The organism is Alicyclobacillus kakegawensis NBRC 103104 (genome assembly GCF_001552655.1).
GTDB classification, from domain to species: Bacteria; Bacillota; Bacilli; order Alicyclobacillales; family Alicyclobacillaceae; genus Alicyclobacillus_G; species Alicyclobacillus_G kakegawensis.
Map to the genome: position 1 here is coordinate 101443 of NZ_BCRP01000006.1, position 20305 is coordinate 121747.

The window sequence follows — 20305 nt, forward strand, 5'->3', positions numbered from 1 at the left end:
CCCCCTAATATAAGATAGCATAACCGAAAGAACCGCGTTTCAGGAATTCCTGAACCGCCAGAACCCATGTCCGCAATCAATCTTGCTCGCCCCTTCGACAAAGTTCTCAATCATAACATACAGAACTATGCTATGATGGACCCTGCATCCAAACAAATTCCGATACGCAAGGAGGTTGAAGCATGCCGGCGGCAGTTGAAATCCGGGAATTGACAAAGACCCTCGGCCGCAGGCCTGTAGTGGATCACCTCTCGCTGGACATTCAACCCGGCGAAGTGTTCGGTCTGCTGGGCCCCAACGGGGCGGGTAAGACCACGACCATCCGCATGATGGTGGGACTCATCTCTATTACCCACGGACATGTGCGCATCCACGGCCACGATATTCGCACCGAGTTTGAAGAGGCCATCCGCCACGTCGGCGCAATAGTAGAAAATCCTGAAATGTACAAATTCCTGTCCGGCTACGACAATCTGCGTCTGTACGCGCGCATGCACAAAGGGATCGGCAAGGACAGGATTGACGAGATGGTGCGTTTTGTCGGATTGGAATCGGCCATACACAACAAGGTCAAGACCTACTCGCTCGGCATGCGCCAACGCCTTGGCTTGGCACAAGCGTTGCTGCACAACCCGTCCGTCCTCATCCTCGATGAACCCACCAACGGGCTCGATCCGGCCGGTATCCGCGAACTGCGTGATCACCTCCGCCACCTAGCCGAAAATCAAGGGGTGGCCGTCATCGTTTCCAGCCACCTGTTGACCGAGATGGAGCTGATGTGCGACCGCGTCGCCATCATCCAGAACGGCCGCTTGGTGCAGGTGCAGACGGTGCGGGAGCAGGCCCCCCAGGAGGCCCAATGGGTGGAGTTTGAGGTGGACGCGGCCGACACCGCCAGACAGGTGTTGGCGGATGCGGGACAGAAGGGTGTCGAGGTGCGCGGGCAAACGCTGCGTCTCGCCGCCGCACGCGACGACATCCCGGAGATCAACCGCCAGTTGGTCGAGCATGGCGTCGCCGTCTACGCCATCCGCAGTCGAACCAAGAGCCTGGAGGACCAATTCCTCGAAGTGACAGGGGGTGGGCAGCATGCTGCAGCTCGTTCACAATGAAAACGTGAAAATCTATCGCCGGCTGCGCACCTGGATTTTTGGCGCCCTCCTGTTGCTGGCGGTCATTGCGATGGCTGTGCTGACCAACAAGGCGTCCCACTCGCAGGCCACCCACACAAGCGACTGGCGACAGGAGCTGAGACAGGAGAATCAACAGTTACAGCAGACCATGAACCGTTCCGGGGACAAGATCCCGGCCAGCGCCAAGACCCAATTGCAGACCCAGATCAACGAAAACCAGTATCGGCTGGACCATAACATCCCTCCGGCCGAGAACTCGGCCTGGGACTTCGCCAACAACGCTGCCTCGCTGATGGTGCTGGTCACCTTGTTCGCCGCGGTCGTGGCCGCAGATAGCATCGCCAGCGAATTCTCATCGGGGGCCATCAAACTGCTGCTCATCCGGCCGGTTCGGCGCAGCAAAATCCTGATGGCCAAGTACGCCGCAAGCCTCTTGTTCGCGCTCGCTCTGATTGTGGAACTGGCCATCGCCGCGTGGCTGGTGGGCGGCATTGCGTTTGGATTTGACGGATTTGCCACCCCGTACCTGTACGCCGACACGGCCAGCCACATCCACCAGATGCCGATGTTCGCGCATGTCCTCGCGACCTATGGACTCAAGTGCGTGAACCTGCTGATGATTGTCACCATTTCGTTCATGATTTCCGTCCTGTTGCGCAGCAGCAGCTTAGCCATCGCCGTCTCGCTCTTGCTCTTGTTTGTCGGCAGCACACTGGTCAGAGTTCTGAGCGACCACACCTGGGTCAAATTCATCCTCTTTGCCAACACCGACCTCACCCAGTACATCGAAGGGACGCCTGTGGTGAAAGGGATGACCTTGACCTTCTCCATCATCGTGCTGGCGGTGTACTTTATCATTTTCCATGTGGTCTCCTGGGTGATGTTCACCCGCCGCGACGTGTCCGGAAACGGGTAATGCCTGCGGCAAGCGAACAACCCCAATCCGAAGAGCCGCACCGCCTCAATGCCGATGGTGCGGCTCCTTCGCCCAAGCGGCCACGCTCTGAACACCGTGCCGTTGGTGCCGGTCTTTCACAGCCACACGGTGCCGTCCGCATTGGATGGATTGAACCTTTTGCCCAGGTCCGCCTATTCGCGGTCGTCGTCGCCCCCCCGCCGTGTGGTCGTTCCGCCCAGCCACGCCACAATCAGTCCGACAATGGCCCACACCACAATCATGGTCACAAGGGAAATGAAGTGGGTCGTCGTCGAGTTCGCGAAGGCCACCGCTTTCTCGATAGCATCCTGAGACAACTGCCCATGGGAACTCTTCTGCAACTGCTCTGCGGTTACATGGGTGAAAAAGCCCGCCAAGCCGCGGAACACCCCATACACCGCGCCTACCCACGCGCCCGTCCACACCGGCCGCCAGGCGCGCTGTTTCGCCAATCGCCCCGCCCAAAACAGCAACACAAGCAGGAGGATGTTGATGATCCATGCGACCACCGTCACCACACCGCCGACGTGGCCCAATCCCGCCTGCACCAACAAACCCGCAATCCCCAACACCGCCGCCGCTACCGCCAACGTTCCCCGCGATTCGATGCGCAATGCATACCCTGCCTTCCATTTCTATCGTTGTTTGCAGTATAACATGAAAGTACGGGAATCGACCGATTTTAACCAGTGGTCAGTCCACTCGACTCCCCGGCGATATGGGGGTTACAAAAACTTGCGCTGCACCCGCCTGCCGTCGTAACTGAACAGGACCGCCCGGTCGTCCACTACCGTCTCCAGGTGGCATCCGCGTCCCCACAACCGGTGCACGTACGGCAGCGTCTTTTCGACGTGCTTGAGGTCCAGTTCCACCCCTTCATAACCATGCTTCAGGTACAGCTCCCCATTATTGTTGTAATCCCCATCCTCCACCCAAATCGCCGGAATGCCCCCGTTGACCCGCGAGGCACAGAGGTGATCGCGCACCTTCTCCCAATCGGTCTCCACCACCTTCCATTCATTTCCTACTTTCTGGTACAGGTACAGATCCAGGTCTTCAATCAGGTCCTTGGTCAAGTAATTGCGCAGGAAGGAAACGTCCGTCTCCGTCTCGCGCACCTCAAACATTTTGTCCCGGCCCTGGCTCGGTTCCCGACCAAACCGTTCCCGCTCCTCCTCTGTAGGGTCATTCCAACGCTTCTCAATATCTTCCCAGATGGCCAGTCCCAGCTGATACGGGTTGATGGTGGTGCGCGAGGGGAGCACGACACCGGCATGCATCTGCGCGAAATCGACGGCCTCCGCGTCCGTCAAATCCATCTCGCGCATGATGCGCAGGTGCCAATAGGTCGCCCAGCCCTCGTTCATGATCTTGGTTTCCAGCTGCGGCCAAAAGTACAGCATCTCTTCCCGGAGCAAGGAGAGGATATCCCGCTCCCACTCCTCCAGCACCCGGCTGTAGTCGATGAGGAACAGCATCAGGTCACGTTCCGGGACCAGCATTCGCTGGGTTGAGCGTCGAGCATAAGCGTCCGCCCCCGCCTGGTCGACCCCATGTTTCGCTTGCGACTCCGTCCCGCTCCCGCCGCTCTCCTCGCCAAGCCGCCACAAATCGTCGTAAGGTCCGGTGCGCGAGCGCGCCCGCTGCCGCTTGTCCTCGCGCAGGCGACGCATCCGTTCGCGCCGCACCGCATCCGCGTGCCGCGAGGCATCCACGTGCTGCTGGAGGGCGATGCCGGCGTCCAGCACCTGTTCCACCCGCTGCCGCCCGTACTCCAGCTCGTACCGGCGCACCCGCTCCGCGTTCGCCGCCATCCTCTCCACCATGTCCCGCGAGGTTTGGGCAAAGGCGGAATTGTTCTTAAAGAAATCGGAGTGGCCGAGCACGTGCGCGCACACTGTCTTGTTCTGCAGCAGCGTGTTTCCGTCCAGCAAAAACGCGTATGACGGGTTCGAATTGATGACCAGTTCGTAGATGCGGCTGAGACCAAAATCGTACTCAAGCTTGAGGCGATGGAACGCCTTCCCGAAACTCCAATGGTTGAAACGCGTCGGCATGCCGTACGCGCCGAACGTATAGATGACATCGGACGGGCACACCTCGTACCGCATCGGAAAGTAATCGAGGCCGAACCCGTCCGCAATCTCCATGATCCGCTCTATCGAACGCTCCAGTTCCTTCAGCTCCGCGTCGTTCATCCAAGCCCCTCCCCATCTCCGTCACGCGGGCCGCGAGGCGTCGTCGCGGACGCTGAAAAACGCCTTCAGGGCTTGGTAGATTCCAGCCTTCTCGCGGATCACGACGGTCCGGAAATACGGATGATTGATCTTCCCGAAGGCGTTCATCAGAGTGGACCCGCGACCGTACTGATTGACTTCTGCGTAACCAAACATTTGCGATTGTTCGCACATTTTTTCCACCAACCGCACACACCGCTCATTGTCCGAAGTCAGATTGTCCCCGTCCGAGAAGTGTATCGGGTAGATGTTGTACCGCTGCGGCGGATACTCTTTCTCGATGAGCGTCAACGCGTACTCGTAAGCCGACGAGCAGATGGTGCCGCCGCTCTCCCCGCGGGTGAAGAAGTGCTCCTCGCTGACCTCGCGCGCCTCCGTGTGGTGGGCGATGTACCGGATTTGCACCGTCTCGTACTTGGTCCGCAAAAACCTCGTCATCCAGAAGAAAAATGTGCGCGCGCAGTACTTCTCGAACAGCCCCATGCTGCCTGACGTGTCCATCATGGCGAGCACCACGGCTTGGGAATCAGGCTCCTCCACGTCCTCCCAGGTCTTGTAGCGCAAATCGTCCGGTCGTATCCGCCAGTTTAGGCCATCCTGGTGGGCGGATTCGCGCTGGCTGCGGCGAAGCGATTCCAGCAGCGTGCGCTTCTTGTCGATGTTGCTGGCCAAGCCGGTTTTTCGTACATCGCGGAAGTCGATGTCGCGCGTCACCACATCGTCCGGCGACTTGGGCTTGAGGTTGGGCAGGGTCAACTCGGAGAACAGCTCCGCTTCGATGTCCTCCAGCGCCACCTCCGCCTCCACGTAATCCACGCCGGGCAGGTTGCCGGCTCCCTGCCCCTGCCCGGGCTGCGGCGGCCCGTCGGAGGCAATCACGTCGCCCACCTGGGAGTCCCCTTTGCCCGTGCCGGCCTGCTTGCTCTTGTTGAAGTTGTAACGAAACCGGTATTCCTCCAGGGAACGGATTGGAATCCGGACAATCTGCCGCCCATCGCTCATGATGATGCCTTCGTCGCTGATGAGGTCTGCCAGATTCTCCTTGATGGCCTGCTTGACCTTTTCTCGATGCCGTTCCTGATCCTGATACCCTTTTCGGTGCAGGGACCAGTCTTCCTTGCTGAGGGTGAACTGCGAGGCCGCCATCACGCTCCCTCCTCTCACACCAGGGCGCTCGACAACCACTCAGCGGTTGAGCAGGCTGCCGGTGTAGCGCAAAAGCTCGTTCGCGCAAACCGCGCAGTAGCCGTGTTCATCAATCAGCCGGGCCACGACCTCATTGACCTTCTTCAGCTGCGATTCATCCGGGGTCTTCGTCGATGTCGTGATCTTCACAATGTCCTTCAAATCGGCAAACAGCTTCTTCTCAATCGCCTCGCGCAGCCGTTCATGCGAGCGGTAGTCGAACTTTTTGCCGCGCCGTGCGTAGGTCGAGATGCGAATGAGGATCTCCTCGCGAAAGCTGCGCTTCGCGTTTTCCGAGATGCCAATCTGCTCTTCAATCGAACGCATGAGCTTCTCGTCCGGGTCCATCTCCTCGCCGGTCAGCGGGTCCTTGATCTTCTGCCAACTGCAGTACGCCTCGACATTGTCCAGGTAGTTCTCCAGCAGGGTTTTGGCCGATTCCTCGAAGGAGTAGACGAACGCCTTCTGCACCTCGGTCTTCGCCATCTCGTCATACTCCTTGCGGGCTGTCGCAATGAAGTTGAGCAGACGCTGTTTATCCTCTTTTGAAATCGACGCGTGTTGATCCAGCCCGTCCTTGATCGCCCGCAGCACGTCCAAGGCGTTGATGCAGGTGGTGTCCTGGCGGACCAGGGCGGTCGAGATGCGGTTGATAATGTAGCGCGGGTCCAGCCCGAACATGCCTTCGTCCGGAAACTCTTCTTTGAGCTCCTTCACATCCGCGTCCTTGATGCCCTCCACAACCTGACCGTTGTAAACGTACAGCTTCTTGAGCAGATCGATGCCTTGCTTCTTGGACTCGCGCAGGCGGGTCAAAATCGAAAAGATGGCGGCCGTTCGCAGAGCATGCGGAGCGATGTGAATGCCTCGCAAATCGCTTTGCTTGACCAGTTTCTCGTAGATCTTAATCTCGTCGTCTACCCGCAGATTGTACGGAATGGGCATGACAATCATGCGCGACTGCAACGCCTCGTTCTTCTTGTTGGCGATGAACGCCCTGTATTCCGCCTCGTTGGTGTGGGCTACAATCATCTCGTCTGCGGATATCAGGGCAAACCGGCCAGCCTTGAAGTTACCTTCCTGGGTCAGACTCAGCAAATGCCACAGAAACTTCTCGTCACACTTGAGCATCTCTTGAAACTCCATCAGCCCGCGGTTGGCCTTGTTCAACTCGCCGTCAAAGCGGTACGCGCGCGGATCGGATTCCGATCCGTACTCCGTGATGGTGGAAAAGTCGATGCTGCCGGTCAGGTCCGCGATATCCTGGGACTTGGGGTCGGACGGGCTGAAGGTGCCGATGCCCACGCGCTTGGTTTCCGACAGAATGACACGCTCCACGGGCACCTTCTCGATGTCGCCGCCAAAGTCCAGTTCCAAGCGCAGCTGGCAGGCTGGGCAGAGGTTGCCTTCAATGCGGGCGCCGTACTCGGCCGCGAACTCGTCGCGCAGCGCCTCCGGAATCAGGTGCAGCGGCTCTTCGTGCATCGGGCAGCCTTTGATTCCGTACAGGGCGCCCTGCGGGGTGCGGCTGTAGCGCTCCAGGCCGCGCTTGAGCATGGAGACAATCGTCGATTTTCCGCCGCTGACCGGCCCCATGAGCAACAGGATGCGTTTGCGCACCTCAAGCCTGCGGGCCGCTGCGTGGAAATACTCTTCAACCAACCGCTCTATCGTGGCGTCCAGGCCAAACAGCTCGCGTTCAAAAAACCGGTAGCGCCGGCGGCCGTCTGCGTCGGTCTCGATGCCGGCGTCCGCAATCATATCGTAAATCCGGTTATGGGCCGTTTTCGCCACGTCGGGGTTTTGGCGGACAATCTCCAGGTAGTCGAGAAACGTTCCTTCCCAGCGCAACTCCTCTTCTTCGGCCCGATAGGCATTGAGACGAGAGAGAAAGCTCATGACGTCATCCCCCTTTTGTCCGGGCCCGAGCCCTCGTGGTTCATCGCTTGGAATAACGAGACCTGCTCGCCCACAGTGTCCCAGTATCCGAGGATACGCGCCGTATTTATCAGACTATATTCTCGCCACCCTTGGCCACATGCCCACGCCCACCCATGTCGCGAAGATTTCGAATACAAGACCGGAGGCCGCGGGGTGTGAGGATTGCTTCTACTCTATGCACGACGAACGTAAGGTGTCCCACCGCCCCGCCCATGCTGTCACGCTCGGTGGGACAACAGCCGTTCATGCAACCAGTCCAGCGCCTGCGGCAGATGCCGTTGCCAGAAGCCCCAGACGTGCGTCCCGTCCGCCTCACGGTAGTCAACCACCGCCCCCCGGGCCTCCAGCAGGGACCGCATCTGCCGATTGTAATGGTAAAAATCGAGTGTCCCATGTTCTTTCGTCTCCACGGCCGTCTCCTGCCGCCCGACCAGCATGTAGGCGCTGAGCCCGGACAGATTGGTCGCCTCCCTGACCCGTTCCTGCAGCGGCGGGTAATAAGCGCCCGAGAACAGCAGGAGCTGTCCAAACACGTCCGGATGCTGCAAGTGGATGGACAGGCTCGCCGCCGCTCCCAGCGAGACCCCCGCCATGAACCACTCCTCCCGTGCCGGGGAAATCGCGTATTGCTCCTCGACAAAAGGAATGCACTCCTCCATGACGAAGCGGGTGTATGCCTCGTGCCGCTCACCGGATATGTCGTAATCGGCGCTGCGCAGCCGCGGGTTCATCGCCATGCAAACGATGACCATGGGGGACAAGCTTGCGCTCACCATCCGTTCGACGGCGATGGTGGCAATCCGCCCATGCGTGATGAATTCGTTGCCGTCATGGCAGAACAGCACGGGATAAGTCCCATTGGATGGGTAACCCGGAGGCAGACAGACTTTGATGGTTCGATCCTCCCAAAGATGGGAACTGTAGATCTCGTGGCTCTCAATCACACGACGGGTGGACGCAGGCTCCGCCATGACAATCCCTCCTGTTTCGGGTGGTGACCGGATTCGGCATCTGTTCTATAAACGCGGACGATATATTATATAACAGCCGATCCCTTTATTTTATTGGGATTCGCACATCATGCGAATGTGTATTATAATCAGTTACGGGTTCTGTATTAATCGTTGGCTGTCTCTGACTGCCTATTGTAAACCACGCGAGGAAAATTATAAAACGAGGTGAACAGGATGAGCACGACCATGGCGGCGGATCAGATTCCGCATCTGCAAGTGCTCGATGAAAACGGTCAGGTGGTCAACTCCGACCTGCTGCCCAACCTGCCAGACGACCAGTTGCGCGAACTGATGCGGCGCATGGTGTTCACGCGCATAGTGGACCAGCGCGCCATCCGCTTGACGCGCCAAGGCAGGCTCGGATTTTATGCGCCGGTCGCCGGCCAGGAAGCGTCGATGATTGGCAGCGAATTCGCCACCAACAAGGAAGATTTCATCCTTCCCGGTTACCGCGACGTACCCCAGGCGCACTTTCACGGCTGGCCCTTGTATCAGTGGATCCTCTATTCGCGCGGCCACCAGCACGGCGGAGAGGTGCCGCAGGACGTCAACGTGCTGCCGCCGCAGATCATCATCGGAGCGCAATACGTCCAGTGCACAGGCATGGCGCTGGCCTTCAAACTGCGCGGGGAAAAGCGTGTGGCGGTCACCTACACAGGCGACGGCGGCACCTCCCAAGGCGACTTCTACGAGGGAATCAACTTTGCTGGCGCGTTCCACGTCCCTGCCGTCTTCATCGTACAGAACAACCAATTCGCGATTTCCACCCCGGTGCGCCTGCAGAGCGCTGCCGCGACGCTGGCGCAAAAGGCGGTGGCAGCCGGGATTCCGGGCGTGCAGGTGGACGGCATGGATGTCCTGGCTGTGTACGCGGCGGTCAAACAGGCGGTGGACCGGGCGCGCGAAGGCGACGGCCCGACCCTGATTGAGACGCAGACATTCCGCTATGGCCCGCACACCATGTCCGGTGACAACCCGACCCGTTACCGCACCAAGGAACTGGAGTCGGAATGGGAGCGTAAAGACCCACTCATCCGCTTCCGCAACTACCTGGAAGCGAAGGGCCTGTGGTCGGAAGAGGACGAGAACCGGGCCATCGAAGAAGCGAAGGACACGTTCAACGACGCCCTGAAGCAGGCCGACTCGTATCCGAAAATGACCATCCCCGGCCTGATTGACAGCATGTTTGAAAACCTGCCCGAGTCGCTCGTACGGCAGAAGGCCGAGTTCTCTGGGGAGGCGAAGTAACCATGGCAGAATTGACAATGATTAAGGCCGTGACCAACGCGCTCGACCTCGAACTGGGGCGCGATGAGAGGGTGCTCGTGTTCGGTGAGGACGTTGGCCGCAACGGCGGCGTGTTTCTCGCCACCGAAGGCCTGCAGGAGAAATACGGGGACCAACGCGTGTTCGACACCCCATTGGCCGAGTCGGGCATCATCGGACTGGCCAACGGTCTGGCCATGCAGGGATTTCGTCCGGTGGCGGAGATCCAGTTCTTTGGCTTCGTCTTTGAGGCGATGGACCAGATTGTCGGGCAGGCCGCCCGCACCCGCTACCGCACAGGCGGCCGTTTCAGCTGTCCCATCGTCATCCGCTCGCCCTTTGGCGGCGGCGTGAAGACGCCGGAACTGCACGCGGACAGCCTGGAGGGACTGTTTGTGCAATCCCCGGGCATCAAGGTGGTCGTCCCCTCCAACCCGTACGACGCCAAGGGTCTGCTCATCTCGGCGATTCGCGACAACGACCCCGTCCTGTTCCTGGAGCACATGCGCCTGTACCGGTCCCTGCGCCAGGAGGTGCCGGACGAGTCGTACACGATCCCGCTCGGCAAGGCCAATGTGGTCCGGCAGGGCAAGGACGTCACCGTCATCGCCTATGGATACATGGTTCACGTTGCGCAAAAAGCGGCCGAACAGTGGTCGAAGGAGAAAGGCGTCGAGGCTGAGGTCATCGACCTGCGCACCCTCAATCCGATTGACATTGAGACGATTGTCCAGTCCATCAAAAAGACCCACCGCGCGGTCGTGGTCCAAGAGGCGCAGCGCTCAAGCGGAGCCGCGGCGGAAATCATCGCCCAGATTAACGAACACGCCATCTACCACTTGGAAGGCCCGGTGTTGCGCATCACGCCCCCGGATACGGTCTATCCGTTCGGCCTGATTGAAGACGAATGGCTGCCTGATGAGCAGCAGGTTGTGCGCGGTCTGGATAGGGTCATGAGTCTGTAAGACGGTATCAGTCTGGAGGTGACTGACATGGGAGTCTACGCATTCCGGCTGCCGGAGCTCGGCGAAGGGCTGCACGAAGGCCGCCTGGAGAAGTGGTTGGTGAAACCTGGCGACACGGTGCAGGAAGACGACGCTCTGGCAGAGATTGAAAACGACAAGACGATGGTGGAATTACCCAGCCCGGTGGCCGGCAAGGTGCTGGAATTGAAAGTGGAAGAAGGAGCCACCGCCGTGGTGGGTGATATCCTGCTCACCTTCGAGGTCGAAGGCGAGGGCAACGCGGCGGAAACGGCAGACACCCCGGCGGCGCACGCCAGCGATGCGGGGGTGCAGGGCGCGGGTCTGGAATCCGTGACCGCCAGTGTGAAAAAGGAGAGCCAGGCCGCGCCTGAAACGCCGGCCCAGACGCCCGCGGCCGTCCAGGACGGCGCGCCCGGCGCCGAATTGGCCAGCCACGCCCACGAGGTGTTGGCCACCCCCGGTGTACGCAAGTACGCCCGGGAAAACGGGGTCGATATCACGAAAGTGCGGGGTACGGGCAACAACGGCAAGGTGACCAAGGAAGACGTGGACGCCTATCTCCGGGGTGGCCAGGCGAGCGCACCGGCCGCGGCCGCGCCGGAGGCCGCTCTCGGCGCTACGGCCCGTGCCCAGGCGCCGGCCGGCGCCCCGGCTGTCAGCGCATCCTACAACGAGGCGCTCGAAGAACGGCAGCCGCTGCCCAACATCCGCAAGCTCATCGCCCAGGCGATGGCGCGCTCAGCTTATACGGCTCCGCACGTCACGGTGATGGACGAGGCCGACGTCACCCAGTTGGTGCAGCTGCGCAAGGAGATCAAACCGCTCGCCGAAGAGCGCGGCGTCAAGGTCAGCTACCTGCCGTTCATCGTCAAGGCCATGGTGGCGGCGCTCAAGAAACACCCTGTGCTCAACTCCTCGCTGGACGAGGAAAAACAGGAACTGGTGTTGAAAAAGTACTATCATATAGGCATCGCCACCGACACCGACAGGGGGCTGTTAGTCCCGGTCATCCGCGATGCAGACCGCAAGAGCATGTGGACCATCGCCGAAGAGATCAACGATTTGGCCACCCGCGCTCGCGAGAACAAGCTGGGCCCGCAGGAGATCCGGGGCAGCACCATATCCATTACGAATATCGGATCGGTCGGCGGCATGTTCTTCACGCCCATCATCAATTATCCGGAAGTGGCCATCTTGGGTGTCGGCCGCATCACTGAGCGACCCATCATGAAAGACGGTGAAGTCGTTGGGGCGCAGATGCTGGCCCTCTCGCTGAGCTTTGACCATCGGGTGGTGGACGGTGCGCTGGCGCAGCGGTTCATCAATGAAATCAAGCGGCTGCTGGAGAACCCACGGCTGTTGCTCATGGAGGTGTGACGATTGGTCGTCGGTGAATTCACGCAGGAAGTGGACGTGCTCGTCATAGGGGCGGGGCCGGGCGGCTATGTGGCTGCCATCCGGGCCGCCCAACTGGGCAAGAGCGTGACCGTCGTAGACAAGGGAAACCTGGGCGGTGTCTGCCTGAACGTCGGATGCATTCCGTCCAAGGCGCTGATCAGTGCGGCTGAGTTTTACGAGCGCAGCAAGCAATCCCCGTTCCCGGGCGTCAACACCCAGGCGGAGCTGGATTTCGCCAAGGTCATGGAATGGAAGCAGTCGGTCGTGGAGAAGATGACCAGCGGCGTCAAGACCCTGTTCAAGGGCAACAAGATCAACTTCGTCCAGGGAGAGGCGTTCTTCTCCAAGGCGGACGAGGTTCGCGTCATGAAGGAGCATGAGAGCGAGCGCTACAAGTTCCAGCACTGCATCATTGCGACCGGATCGCGCCCGATTGAACTGAAGTCGCTGCCGTATGGCAAGCGCGTCATCACCTCGACGGAGGCGCTCTCACTGGACCACCTGCCGGAGAGCCTGGTCGTGGTCGGCGGCGGCTACATCGGCATCGAATTGGGACAGACCTTCGCCAAGTTCGGGTCGAAGGTGACCATCATCGAGGGAACGAAATCCATCCTGCCGACGTTTGACCCGCAGGCCGTGCGGCTGGTTCAACGCAACCTGAAAAAGCTCGGCGTCGAGGTGGTCACCGAGGCGTTCGCGCAGGGCGTCGAGGAGCGCGAGGACGGCGTGACCCTGACCTACAAGGCGGGCGACGCGGAGAAGTCGGTCCAGGCGGAGTACGTGCTGGTCACGGTGGGACGCCGCCCCAACACCGATGAACTCGGTCTGGAATCGATTGGTGTCAAGCTGAGCGACAAGGGTTTGATTGAGGTCGACGAGCAGTGCCGGACGAGTGTCCCCAACATCTACGCCATCGGGGACATCGTGGCCGGACCCGCGTTAGCCCACAAGGCGTCGTACGAAGGCAAGGTGGCGGCGGAAGTTATCGCCGGCAAGAAGAGCGCGGTGGATTACCGCTGCATCCCCTCCGTCGTCTTCTCCGATCCGGAGATTGCGAGCGTGGGCCTCAGCGAAGAGGAAGCCAAGGAGCAGTACGGAGAGGTGGCCACCGGGCGCTTCCCGTACGCAGCCAACGGCCGCGCGGTGGCGCTCAACGCCAGCGATGGCTACATCAAGCTGGTGGCCGACAAGAAGAGCGGCTTGCTGGTCGGGGCGCAGGTCATCGGCCACGAGGCGTCCAACCTGATTGCGGAGTTGGGCCTGGCGATAGAGATGAGCGCCACGCTGGAGGACATTGCGCTGACCATTCACGCCCACCCCACCCTCGGCGAGATGGTCATGGAGGCGTCCGAGGTCGCTCTCGGCTCCCCCATCCACATCGTCAGCAAGTAATGAAACTCCACAAAAGCGAGGACGTCCCGCCATCCGCAAGGAGGCGGGACGTTTCTTGCCGCGCGGGTGAGCGGCCGCTGTCTACGCAAGCGGCGGCAGATCGCGAACGAACATCAGGGCGTCGGCCAACGTCCCTCGATAGGTGAAGTCGAAGTGGCCGCGGCCGTGGTCAATCAGACAGTCGGTCACCAGGTACGTGGCCATCCCCAGCTTGCCGGCCACCCCATCCTCCTGCACGTCGTTGCCAAACATGATGCAGGAAAAGGGGGGGATGCCCAACTTGTCGAGAATTTCCAGATAGTACTTAGGGTTGGGTTTGCAAAAGTGCATGTCTTCCAGTGTGGTCACGAGACGAAACGGGATGTCCGAGATTCCGGCCCATTCCATGCGGTGGCGAATGGCCCGCTCCGGAAAGATGGGGTTGGTCGCTATCACCAGCTGATACCCTTTGTCGATGGCGGTTTGGCATATTTCCCGCGCAATGGGAGTGGGCGAGGTATGACGGCGCAATTCTCCAAATTCTTCCTCGTAAAACCGATCAAACAGCGGCCAGATCTCGTCCTCGCGCAACCCGGTCGCACCCAGAAATTGCTGTTTCAAGACGTCCAGGTTGGTCCTGTCGGGTTCCTCGTTCTCAATCATCCTCATGGTGGCCTGCCAGATCTCGCGCACTGCCCGCTGGCCGTCGATGACATGGGCAATCCGCGGCACCAAGCGCGCGAAATAGGCGCGCATGAACTCGTCCAGATCCATCGGCAGCAGCGTGCCGTCCAGGTCAAACAAGAGCGTGTTCAACATGTCGGGGTCACCTTTCTCTTCCGCTAGGCCAAACGGGGAAAGCCGCACTGCCGCAGCGCTTCATAGACCATGATGGCCACCGAGTTGGCCAGGTTGAGGGAACGCGCCCCCGGAATCATCGGCAGCCGGACCGCGGTGTCCGGGTTTCTGTCCAACACCCACTGGGGCAACCCTGCCGTCTCTTTGCCGAACACCAGGAAATCGTCCTCTTGGTAACGAATATCGCTGTACCACCGTTTTGCCCGCGTCGATGTGTAAATGAATCTCCCCTCCGGGTGCTTGTCCCAGACCTCTTGCAAGGAGTCGTGATACCGGATGTCGAGCAGGTGCCAGTAGTCCAGCCCTGCCCTCCGCAGATAGCGGTCGTCTGTGGAAAAGCCGAGCGGGCGGACCAGGTGCAGCACGCTCCCGGTCGCTGCGCAGGTCCGTGCAATGTTGCCCGTGTTCCCCGGGATCTCGGGCTCCACCAGCACAACGTGCATCCCGTTTGCCTCCCTTGGTCCATCATCCAACTTAGTTTACCATAAGCACGCCCCGCCAACGGACTAGCACACACGCTGCGGCAGGTGAACATACGCGTAACGGGTCTGGGGCGTCCAGGCGCGGCTGTCCAGGTACAGATAGTGCCGGTGGTAACTGGCATCCGTGTGCGCATTGACGAGCGGATCGCCCTGTTGGTCAAAATCCACGACTATCGTCGAGTGGCCGTAGCGGCCCTGGCCGTTCCAATCGTAGAAGATGAGGTCGCCGATTTTCAATTCGCGCGCGGAGGCCAGTTCAGTCGCTTGCACCTGCCCCACCAGGTACAGGTTCAGGGCGTTGGAGATGGACCAACTAAAACTCCACGTGTCGGCCCCGCTGTCGTTGAACCGGTACCACCACCCGTTGGCCCGGTCTCCGGTGCCGTGCATCGGCACACCGGCGCTGTAGAGGCACTGAGAGATAAAATTGGTGCAATCGTCGGAGCGAAAATACGCGTACTGGGGATTGGGGCGGTTCCACCACAATTCGGCGTAGCGCAGCGCCTTGACCCGGTCGTATTCGTTGCAGGTCGGCCCGGCAAAACGGCGGAGCAACGCGCGCACGGAGGACCTGGGCGCATCCACGTGTCCGTCCGCCCCGCCGTCCGCGCTATCGGTGCCCGGCCTCGGACATGGCCGCGTCTCGTCCGACTCCTGGGCATGGGCGATCTGCCACACCCCCTGCTCGCTCCTGTTCCAGAGCTGCCAATGGCGGACCACGCGTCCCTCTACGGCGTAGTCGATGCCATCGCGATACACCCAATGAATTGTCTCCTGCAGTTCAACCTCCGCCTCGCGCCCTTCCGCCTTTAGGTCCAGGCGCGTGAGACGGACGTGGCTGTGGGCGCGCAGGAGTTGGCAGGCGCGGGCGTTGGCCAGGCGCAGCCGGCGCTCCCAGCCCCGGTGCAGCCAATCCCAGTTCTCGCCGCGGCCGCCCGTGGCCCAAAAGCTGGCCAAAGAGTCCAGGTCCCCGCTCACCCAGTACCGGTTCCTGCGCTCCATGTATTCGCGAATCGCCGCTTTCACGTCGGTCACTGCACTCACCCACCCAACATGGCGTACTGCAGCCTATGACACTGGAGCCCATCGTGACATTGCGGGACAAATCACGATGCCCAATGGTTGCATCGAAGGGCTTGATACCTTTGGAATGGGCGAGAATGGCTATGCTATACTAGCGGACGGTCCTGTTTTCTGCGATGCGCACAATCAAGAGGTGATAACAGATGCCAGACTTGACCATTGTCGTCATGCAAGGCGACCAGACCGGTCAGGAACTGCTTGACGAAGCCCTGCGCGTGCTCTCGCCGGATGTGCTGGGCATCCCGATAGCGTTCGAGACCTACGACCTGAGCCTGGAGAACCGCCGCAAGACGAGCAACCAGGTGGTCCACGAAGCGGCTCAGGCCATGCGGCGCCACCGCTTCGGTCTGAAGGCCGCCACAATCACGCCGGAGGCCAAAGGCGACGTGGGCAGCCCCAACGCCATCCTGCGCAAGGAGATCAACGGCACGGTGATTGTCCGGACGGGCAGGCGCATTCCGGGCATCGCGCCCCCGGTCGGCGTCTTTTCTCCGATCTCAGTCGTTCGCATGGCGGTCGATGACGCATACGGCGCCAAGGAGTGGCGCGAGAACGAGGGCGAGGACGAAATCGCCTTCCGGACCGAGCGCATCTCCCGCAACGTCTGCCGCGGTGTCGCCGAGTACGCTTTCCAATACGCGCGCCGCTTGGGGGCCACCGTTTTTGGCGGTCCCAAGTTCACCGTCAGCCCGATTTACGAAGGGATGTTCAAAGAGGAGCTGGACAAAGCGGCGGCCAAGTACACCGACGTCCGGTACGATCCGCAGTTGATTGACGCCACCTACGCGCTGCTGTTGGTCAAGGCGGGAGAGCCCCTGGTCATCCCGGCGCTCAACCGGGACGGCGACTGCCTCTCTGATTTGGTGCTGCAGATGTTCGGCTCCATCGCCGGTGCGGAATCGATTCTCTTGTCCCTGGATGACAACTGGCAGCCCCAGGTGATCATGGCGGAAGCCCCCCACGGCACCGCGCCCAGCCTGTTCCGCAAGAACGTAGCCAACCCCATGGCGATGATTCTCGCGGGCGCCTCGCTGTTGGCGCACCACGATGACAAAGGGGCGCAAATGGCGTCGCGTGCAGTCTACGAGGCGACGCTCGAAGCCATCATGATGGGCGTGCGGACGGCCGACTTGGGCGGCGGCACAAGCACCACAGAATTCACCGATGAGGTGATTCGCCGCGTCAAAGCCAAGCTTGAGGTGTGGAGCACGCTCGGGGACAGCCACTGAGCAGGACGAATGCCCGCTCATCTGCCCAGCCATCGCATACTGTAGGGTATCGACGCCCAAGCGGTGGGTGGATGGAGTGATGGCCGATGATGAGACGCAGGCAAAACATGCCCCCCTGGGCCAAGGTGTTGCTGCAGCAGCTGCTCAAGCCTCCTTATTTTCTGGAACAGCTAGCTGCCGCCGGCAAGGGGCAGGGCCATTCCCCCCCTCGCACAGACGGCTACGACTCCCCACACAGCGGCACTCCTGAGGGCAAGGCCGCCGGCGACCCGACCGGCGGCCCGCTTGGGGCCGACCGTAGCCGGTCCCGGGTTTACGAAGCCCGCACCCCATGGCGCTCCGCGCCGCAATCAGGCGCCGGACAGGCCCCGGCCTTGCGCAACCCGACCCACACAAGGCCACCTGAAAACCCTTCGGCGGAGTCAGGGGCGGAGGGAGTCGTCACCGCCACCCTTTCCGATCCCGCCCTCGGCAAGCCGTCCTGGCAAGCGATTCTGCGCCAACAGGGCATACCCGCCAGCCTGGTCAAGGCTTATGGATGGCGCGTCCAACGGATGGAAGCGGTGGGCGGCGTCGTCCGTGTCGTCACCGAGTCCCGCACGTACGCGGTCAAGCGCACGCACCTGTCCCCGGAACAGATCCGTTTCATCCACGAGCTGGCCAACCACGTGCGCATCCACGGCTTCCCGTCGGTGCCGCGCTTCGCCTTGACGAAAAAGCCGAAGCGCCCATATTACAGCCAAAGCGGCAGGCAGTATTACGCGACCCGCTGGGTGGTGGGGAATCCGAGCAACTTCGGCCGCATCGAACAAGTCGCCGCCGTCGCCCGCGCCCTCGCCCGTTTTCACGAGTCCTCACGAGGCTTTGAACCCGATTCCGAGATCCCTGTGCGCAACGAATTTAACCTGGAGGAGCTGTACAAACGACGTTTGGCAGACCTGCGCGTCCTGCTGGTGGAAGCAGAAAACCGAAAACGGCAAGACAGGTTCGCGGAACGGTTGTGCGGCCTGGCGCCGGCGCTGCGCGCGGATGGGGAGAAGGCGCTCAACCTGCTCACCGCCTCTGAGGTGCGCGCGCACCTGTTCCGGGAAGAGGAGGACCCGTGCGTCTGCCACCTCGACGCCGTCCCGGACAATTTCCTTTACACGCCGGAACACGAGGCCTATGTGCTCGACCTCGACCTTGCCGCCTACGCCCCGCGCGCCCTCGACATCGCCCACCTGCTCCGCCGGAGCCTGGAACGGCAACAGTGGGCCGGAGAGGTGGCGTACCGCTGTTTCGTCGAATTCGACCGCGTGCGGACGCTGGAAAAGGCGGAGTACACGCTGGTTCAGGCGCTGTTGACTTTTCCCTATCGCGCCTGGCGACTGGCGCACTCCCACTTTCGCCTGGGGGCGCGGGCAGAGGAGGCCGCGGAACTGGAGGACTACGCCCGTCAAGAGAGCCAGCGGCAATCGTTTCTTACGGCGTTTGCCGATCAGGTCCAGCAACTTTGACACCCGCGCCCGCATCCCCCGGCTACCCACGCCCGTGTCGGCCCGCCGGCCGCATGGATGCCCGCGCTATGCTCTCCCCCTCGGGGGAGGCGGCTTCGGCCTCCGCCACAGCCCAGCGCATCTCCTCGCGCACCTCGGGCACCGTCTCCGCCGCATACGCCATTGCCACAGCCTGCCGCGCCTCTTCGCCGCCGATGCGTTTGAGCGCCCAGGCGGCGCTGGCCCGCAGCTCCCATCGCTCGTGGCGCAGAAACGGCACAATATGGCCGATGGCCGCCGGATTCCGGCAGTTGCCCAGCGCAATCAGGGCGTTGCGCTGCCAGGTCCTCACCCCCCGCCAGGCGGCGGCCGTGTGGCCATAGCGGCGCAAAAAGGCGCGGTTGCTCCAGCTGAGGATCTCCACCAGGTCCGGGAACTCCAACTCACCCTGGGGCAGGTACGCAGCGTGCGGGGAGGACTCCACGCCTTTGTTCTCCGGACAGGCCCACTGGCACGTGTCGCACCCCCACACTCGCCGGCCCATGACCGCCCGGTAAGGCTTGGGAATGACGCCTTTCATCTGGGTGATGTACGAGAGGCAACGGGTGGCGTCAATCACGCCGGGGGCCAGCAGCGCCCCGGTCGGGCAGGCGTCCAGGCATAAGCGGCAGGTCCCGCAGCGGCTTTGCTGTTGCGCCGCAGCCGCCTCCACCTCGATGTCGACAGCCAATGTGCCCAAGAACACGAACGATCCGTACGGAGGGCTGTAAAACATGCTGTTTTTCCCCATCCAGCCAATCCCCGCCCGCTCGGCGACACGCCGGTCCACCAAAGGCGAGGTATCGACGGCGATGCGGTGGCCAATGGGCCGCCCCACTTCCCGTTCCATCAGTTGCACCAAGGTCGCCAGGCGCTCCCGCAGCACCCGGTGGTAGTCCTCCCCATACGCGTAGACACTGACCTGGCCGGTCAGCCCGCCGGCCGGGTGGCGGCGGGCCGCCTCCCGCCCCGACTGAGTCAGGTACGCCATCGCAGCCGCAATCAGCGACTTGGCCTCGGGATACCAACGCCGCGGGTCGATTCGCTGCTCGATATCGGCGCACTCAAAGCCGGTCAGCCCCCGCTCTGCATACGCCTGCAAGTGGGGAACGAGGTCCGGGAACGCATCCGCGGTGGTGGCGCCGACCGCGTCCAGCCCCGCCTGTCGGCCCAATTCCCGAAGCCGCGCCAAGCTCAAATCGGTCATCGCGGGATGGCCGCCCGCGCCAGCTGGTCGCAGCGCTCGTTCAGAGCGACCCCGGCATGGCCTTTCACCTTCCCGAACTGCACCCGATGCGTCTCCAAAAGTCCCAGCAGCCGCTCCCATAAATCGCGGTTTTGCACCGGCTCCCCCTTGCTGTTGCGCCAGCCGTTGCGCCGCCAATTGACGTACCAGCGCTGGCGAATGCAGTTGACCACATAGGCGGAGTCACTATACAGCATGACCTGGCACGGGTATCGCAGGCGCTCCAGCGCCTCGCAGACGGCTGTCAGCTCCATGCGCTGGTTGGTGGTCAGCCGCTCGCCGCCGGAGATCTCTTTTCGTTTATCCTGATGGACGAGGACGGCCGCCCAGCCGCCCGGTCCGGGATTGCCGCTGCAAGCCCCGTCGGTGTAGATGGTCACCGGCACCAGGGCAGAGAGCGCGCTTTTCATGTACGGATCGACCTCC

The 20305-nt window shown here is 61.6% G+C and carries 18 protein-coding genes; 8 read left to right on the forward strand and 10 right to left on the reverse strand.

Annotated elements, in window-relative coordinates:
* The first annotated feature begins 182 nt into the window (after positions 1-182).
* Both AK2_RS06665 and AK2_RS06670 read left to right on the forward strand, forming a co-directional pair.
* Complete coding sequence (locus tag AK2_RS06665) at positions 183-1112, forward strand: ABC transporter ATP-binding protein (RefSeq protein WP_067932647.1); 930 nt, start codon at positions 183-185, stop codon at positions 1110-1112.
* Positions 1090-2049: an ABC transporter permease gene (locus tag AK2_RS06670; RefSeq protein ID WP_067932649.1), complete on the forward strand. Its 960-nt coding sequence runs from the start codon at positions 1090-1092 to the stop codon at positions 2047-2049. The genes AK2_RS06665 and AK2_RS06670 overlap by 23 nt, the downstream gene beginning before the upstream one ends.
* Positions 2050-2222: 173 nt before the next feature.
* Here the strand turns inward: AK2_RS06670 and AK2_RS06675 are convergent, their stop codons facing one another.
* From AK2_RS06675 to AK2_RS06695, 5 genes are all read right to left on the reverse strand, one after another.
* Entirely contained in the window at positions 2223-2684 is a 462-nt protein-coding gene (locus AK2_RS06675) for a hypothetical protein (protein ID WP_067932650.1), read from the reverse strand.
* A 111-nt stretch (positions 2685-2795) separates the two neighbouring features.
* The gene (locus AK2_RS06680) at positions 2796-4268 is read right to left on the reverse strand and encodes a SpoVR family protein (RefSeq protein WP_067932652.1); all 1473 of its coding nucleotides are present in this window, start codon (positions 4266-4268) and stop codon (positions 2796-2798) included.
* Positions 4269-4289: 21 nt separating this feature from the next.
* Positions 4290-5453 (reverse strand): sporulation protein YhbH, encoded by a 1164-nt coding sequence (gene yhbH / locus AK2_RS06685; protein WP_067932654.1) that lies wholly within the window; start codon positions 5451-5453, stop codon positions 4290-4292.
* Between the two features lie 39 nt (positions 5454-5492).
* A complete protein-coding gene (locus tag AK2_RS06690) occupies positions 5493-7391 on the reverse strand; it encodes a PrkA family serine protein kinase (protein WP_067932657.1) in 1899 nt (632 codons plus the stop codon).
* Between the two features lie 260 nt (positions 7392-7651).
* Positions 7652-8404 (reverse strand): alpha/beta hydrolase, encoded by a 753-nt coding sequence (locus tag AK2_RS06695; RefSeq protein ID WP_067932658.1) that lies wholly within the window; start codon positions 8402-8404, stop codon positions 7652-7654.
* Positions 8405-8620: 216 nt separating this feature from the next.
* On the opposite strand from AK2_RS06695, the gene pdhA reads away from it, so the two are divergent.
* Genes pdhA through lpdA form a run of 4 tightly spaced genes read left to right on the forward strand, consistent with a single transcriptional unit; the run spans position 8621 to position 13488 of the window.
* Entirely contained in the window at positions 8621-9694 is a 1074-nt protein-coding gene (gene pdhA, locus AK2_RS06700; protein ID WP_067932660.1) for a pyruvate dehydrogenase (acetyl-transferring) E1 component subunit alpha, read from the forward strand.
* A 2-nt stretch (positions 9695-9696) separates the two neighbouring features.
* On the forward strand, positions 9697-10677 hold the full coding sequence (locus tag AK2_RS06705; RefSeq protein ID WP_067932661.1) for an alpha-ketoacid dehydrogenase subunit beta: 981 nt from the start codon (positions 9697-9699) through the stop codon (positions 10675-10677).
* 27 nt (positions 10678-10704) lie between these two features.
* Complete coding sequence (locus AK2_RS06710) at positions 10705-12075, forward strand: dihydrolipoamide acetyltransferase family protein (protein WP_067932664.1); 1371 nt, start codon at positions 10705-10707, stop codon at positions 12073-12075.
* Positions 12076-12078: 3 nt separating this feature from the next.
* Positions 12079-13488: a dihydrolipoyl dehydrogenase gene (lpdA, locus tag AK2_RS06715; RefSeq protein ID WP_067932666.1), complete on the forward strand. Its 1410-nt coding sequence runs from the start codon at positions 12079-12081 to the stop codon at positions 13486-13488.
* 81 nt (positions 13489-13569) lie between these two features.
* Here the strand turns inward: lpdA and AK2_RS06720 are convergent, their stop codons facing one another.
* The 3 genes from AK2_RS06720 to AK2_RS06730 form a co-directional block, all read right to left on the reverse strand.
* Entirely contained in the window at positions 13570-14286 is a 717-nt protein-coding gene (locus AK2_RS06720; protein WP_067932667.1) for an HAD family hydrolase, read from the reverse strand.
* Positions 14287-14309: 23 nt separating this feature from the next.
* Positions 14310-14768 carry a tRNA (cytidine(34)-2'-O)-methyltransferase gene (locus tag AK2_RS06725; protein ID WP_067932669.1) on the reverse strand — a complete coding sequence of 153 codons (459 nt, stop codon included), beginning with the start codon at positions 14766-14768 and terminating at the stop codon, positions 14310-14312.
* Positions 14769-14831: 63 nt separating this feature from the next.
* On the reverse strand, positions 14832-15842 hold the full coding sequence (locus tag AK2_RS06730; RefSeq protein ID WP_067932671.1) for an amidase domain-containing protein: 1011 nt from the start codon (positions 15840-15842) through the stop codon (positions 14832-14834).
* Positions 15843-16033: 191 nt separating this feature from the next.
* On the opposite strand from AK2_RS06730, the gene AK2_RS06735 reads away from it, so the two are divergent.
* The gene (locus tag AK2_RS06735; protein WP_067932673.1) at positions 16034-17119 is read left to right on the forward strand and encodes an isocitrate/isopropylmalate family dehydrogenase; all 1086 of its coding nucleotides are present in this window, start codon (positions 16034-16036) and stop codon (positions 17117-17119) included.
* Between the two features lie 86 nt (positions 17120-17205).
* The gene (locus AK2_RS06740) at positions 17206-18615 is read left to right on the forward strand and encodes a YutH/CotS family kinase-like spore coat protein (RefSeq protein WP_067932675.1); all 1410 of its coding nucleotides are present in this window, start codon (positions 17206-17208) and stop codon (positions 18613-18615) included.
* 22 nt (positions 18616-18637) lie between these two features.
* On the opposite strand, the gene queG is transcribed toward AK2_RS06740, so the two are convergent.
* On the reverse strand, positions 18638-19840 hold the full coding sequence (gene queG, locus AK2_RS06745) for a tRNA epoxyqueuosine(34) reductase QueG (protein WP_067932677.1): 1203 nt from the start codon (positions 19838-19840) through the stop codon (positions 18638-18640).
* Complete coding sequence (gene rnhA, locus AK2_RS06750; protein ID WP_174521148.1) at positions 19837-20268, reverse strand: ribonuclease HI; 432 nt, start codon at positions 20266-20268, stop codon at positions 19837-19839. The genes queG and rnhA overlap by 4 nt, the downstream gene beginning before the upstream one ends.
* Between the last annotated feature and the right edge of the window lie 37 nt (positions 20269-20305).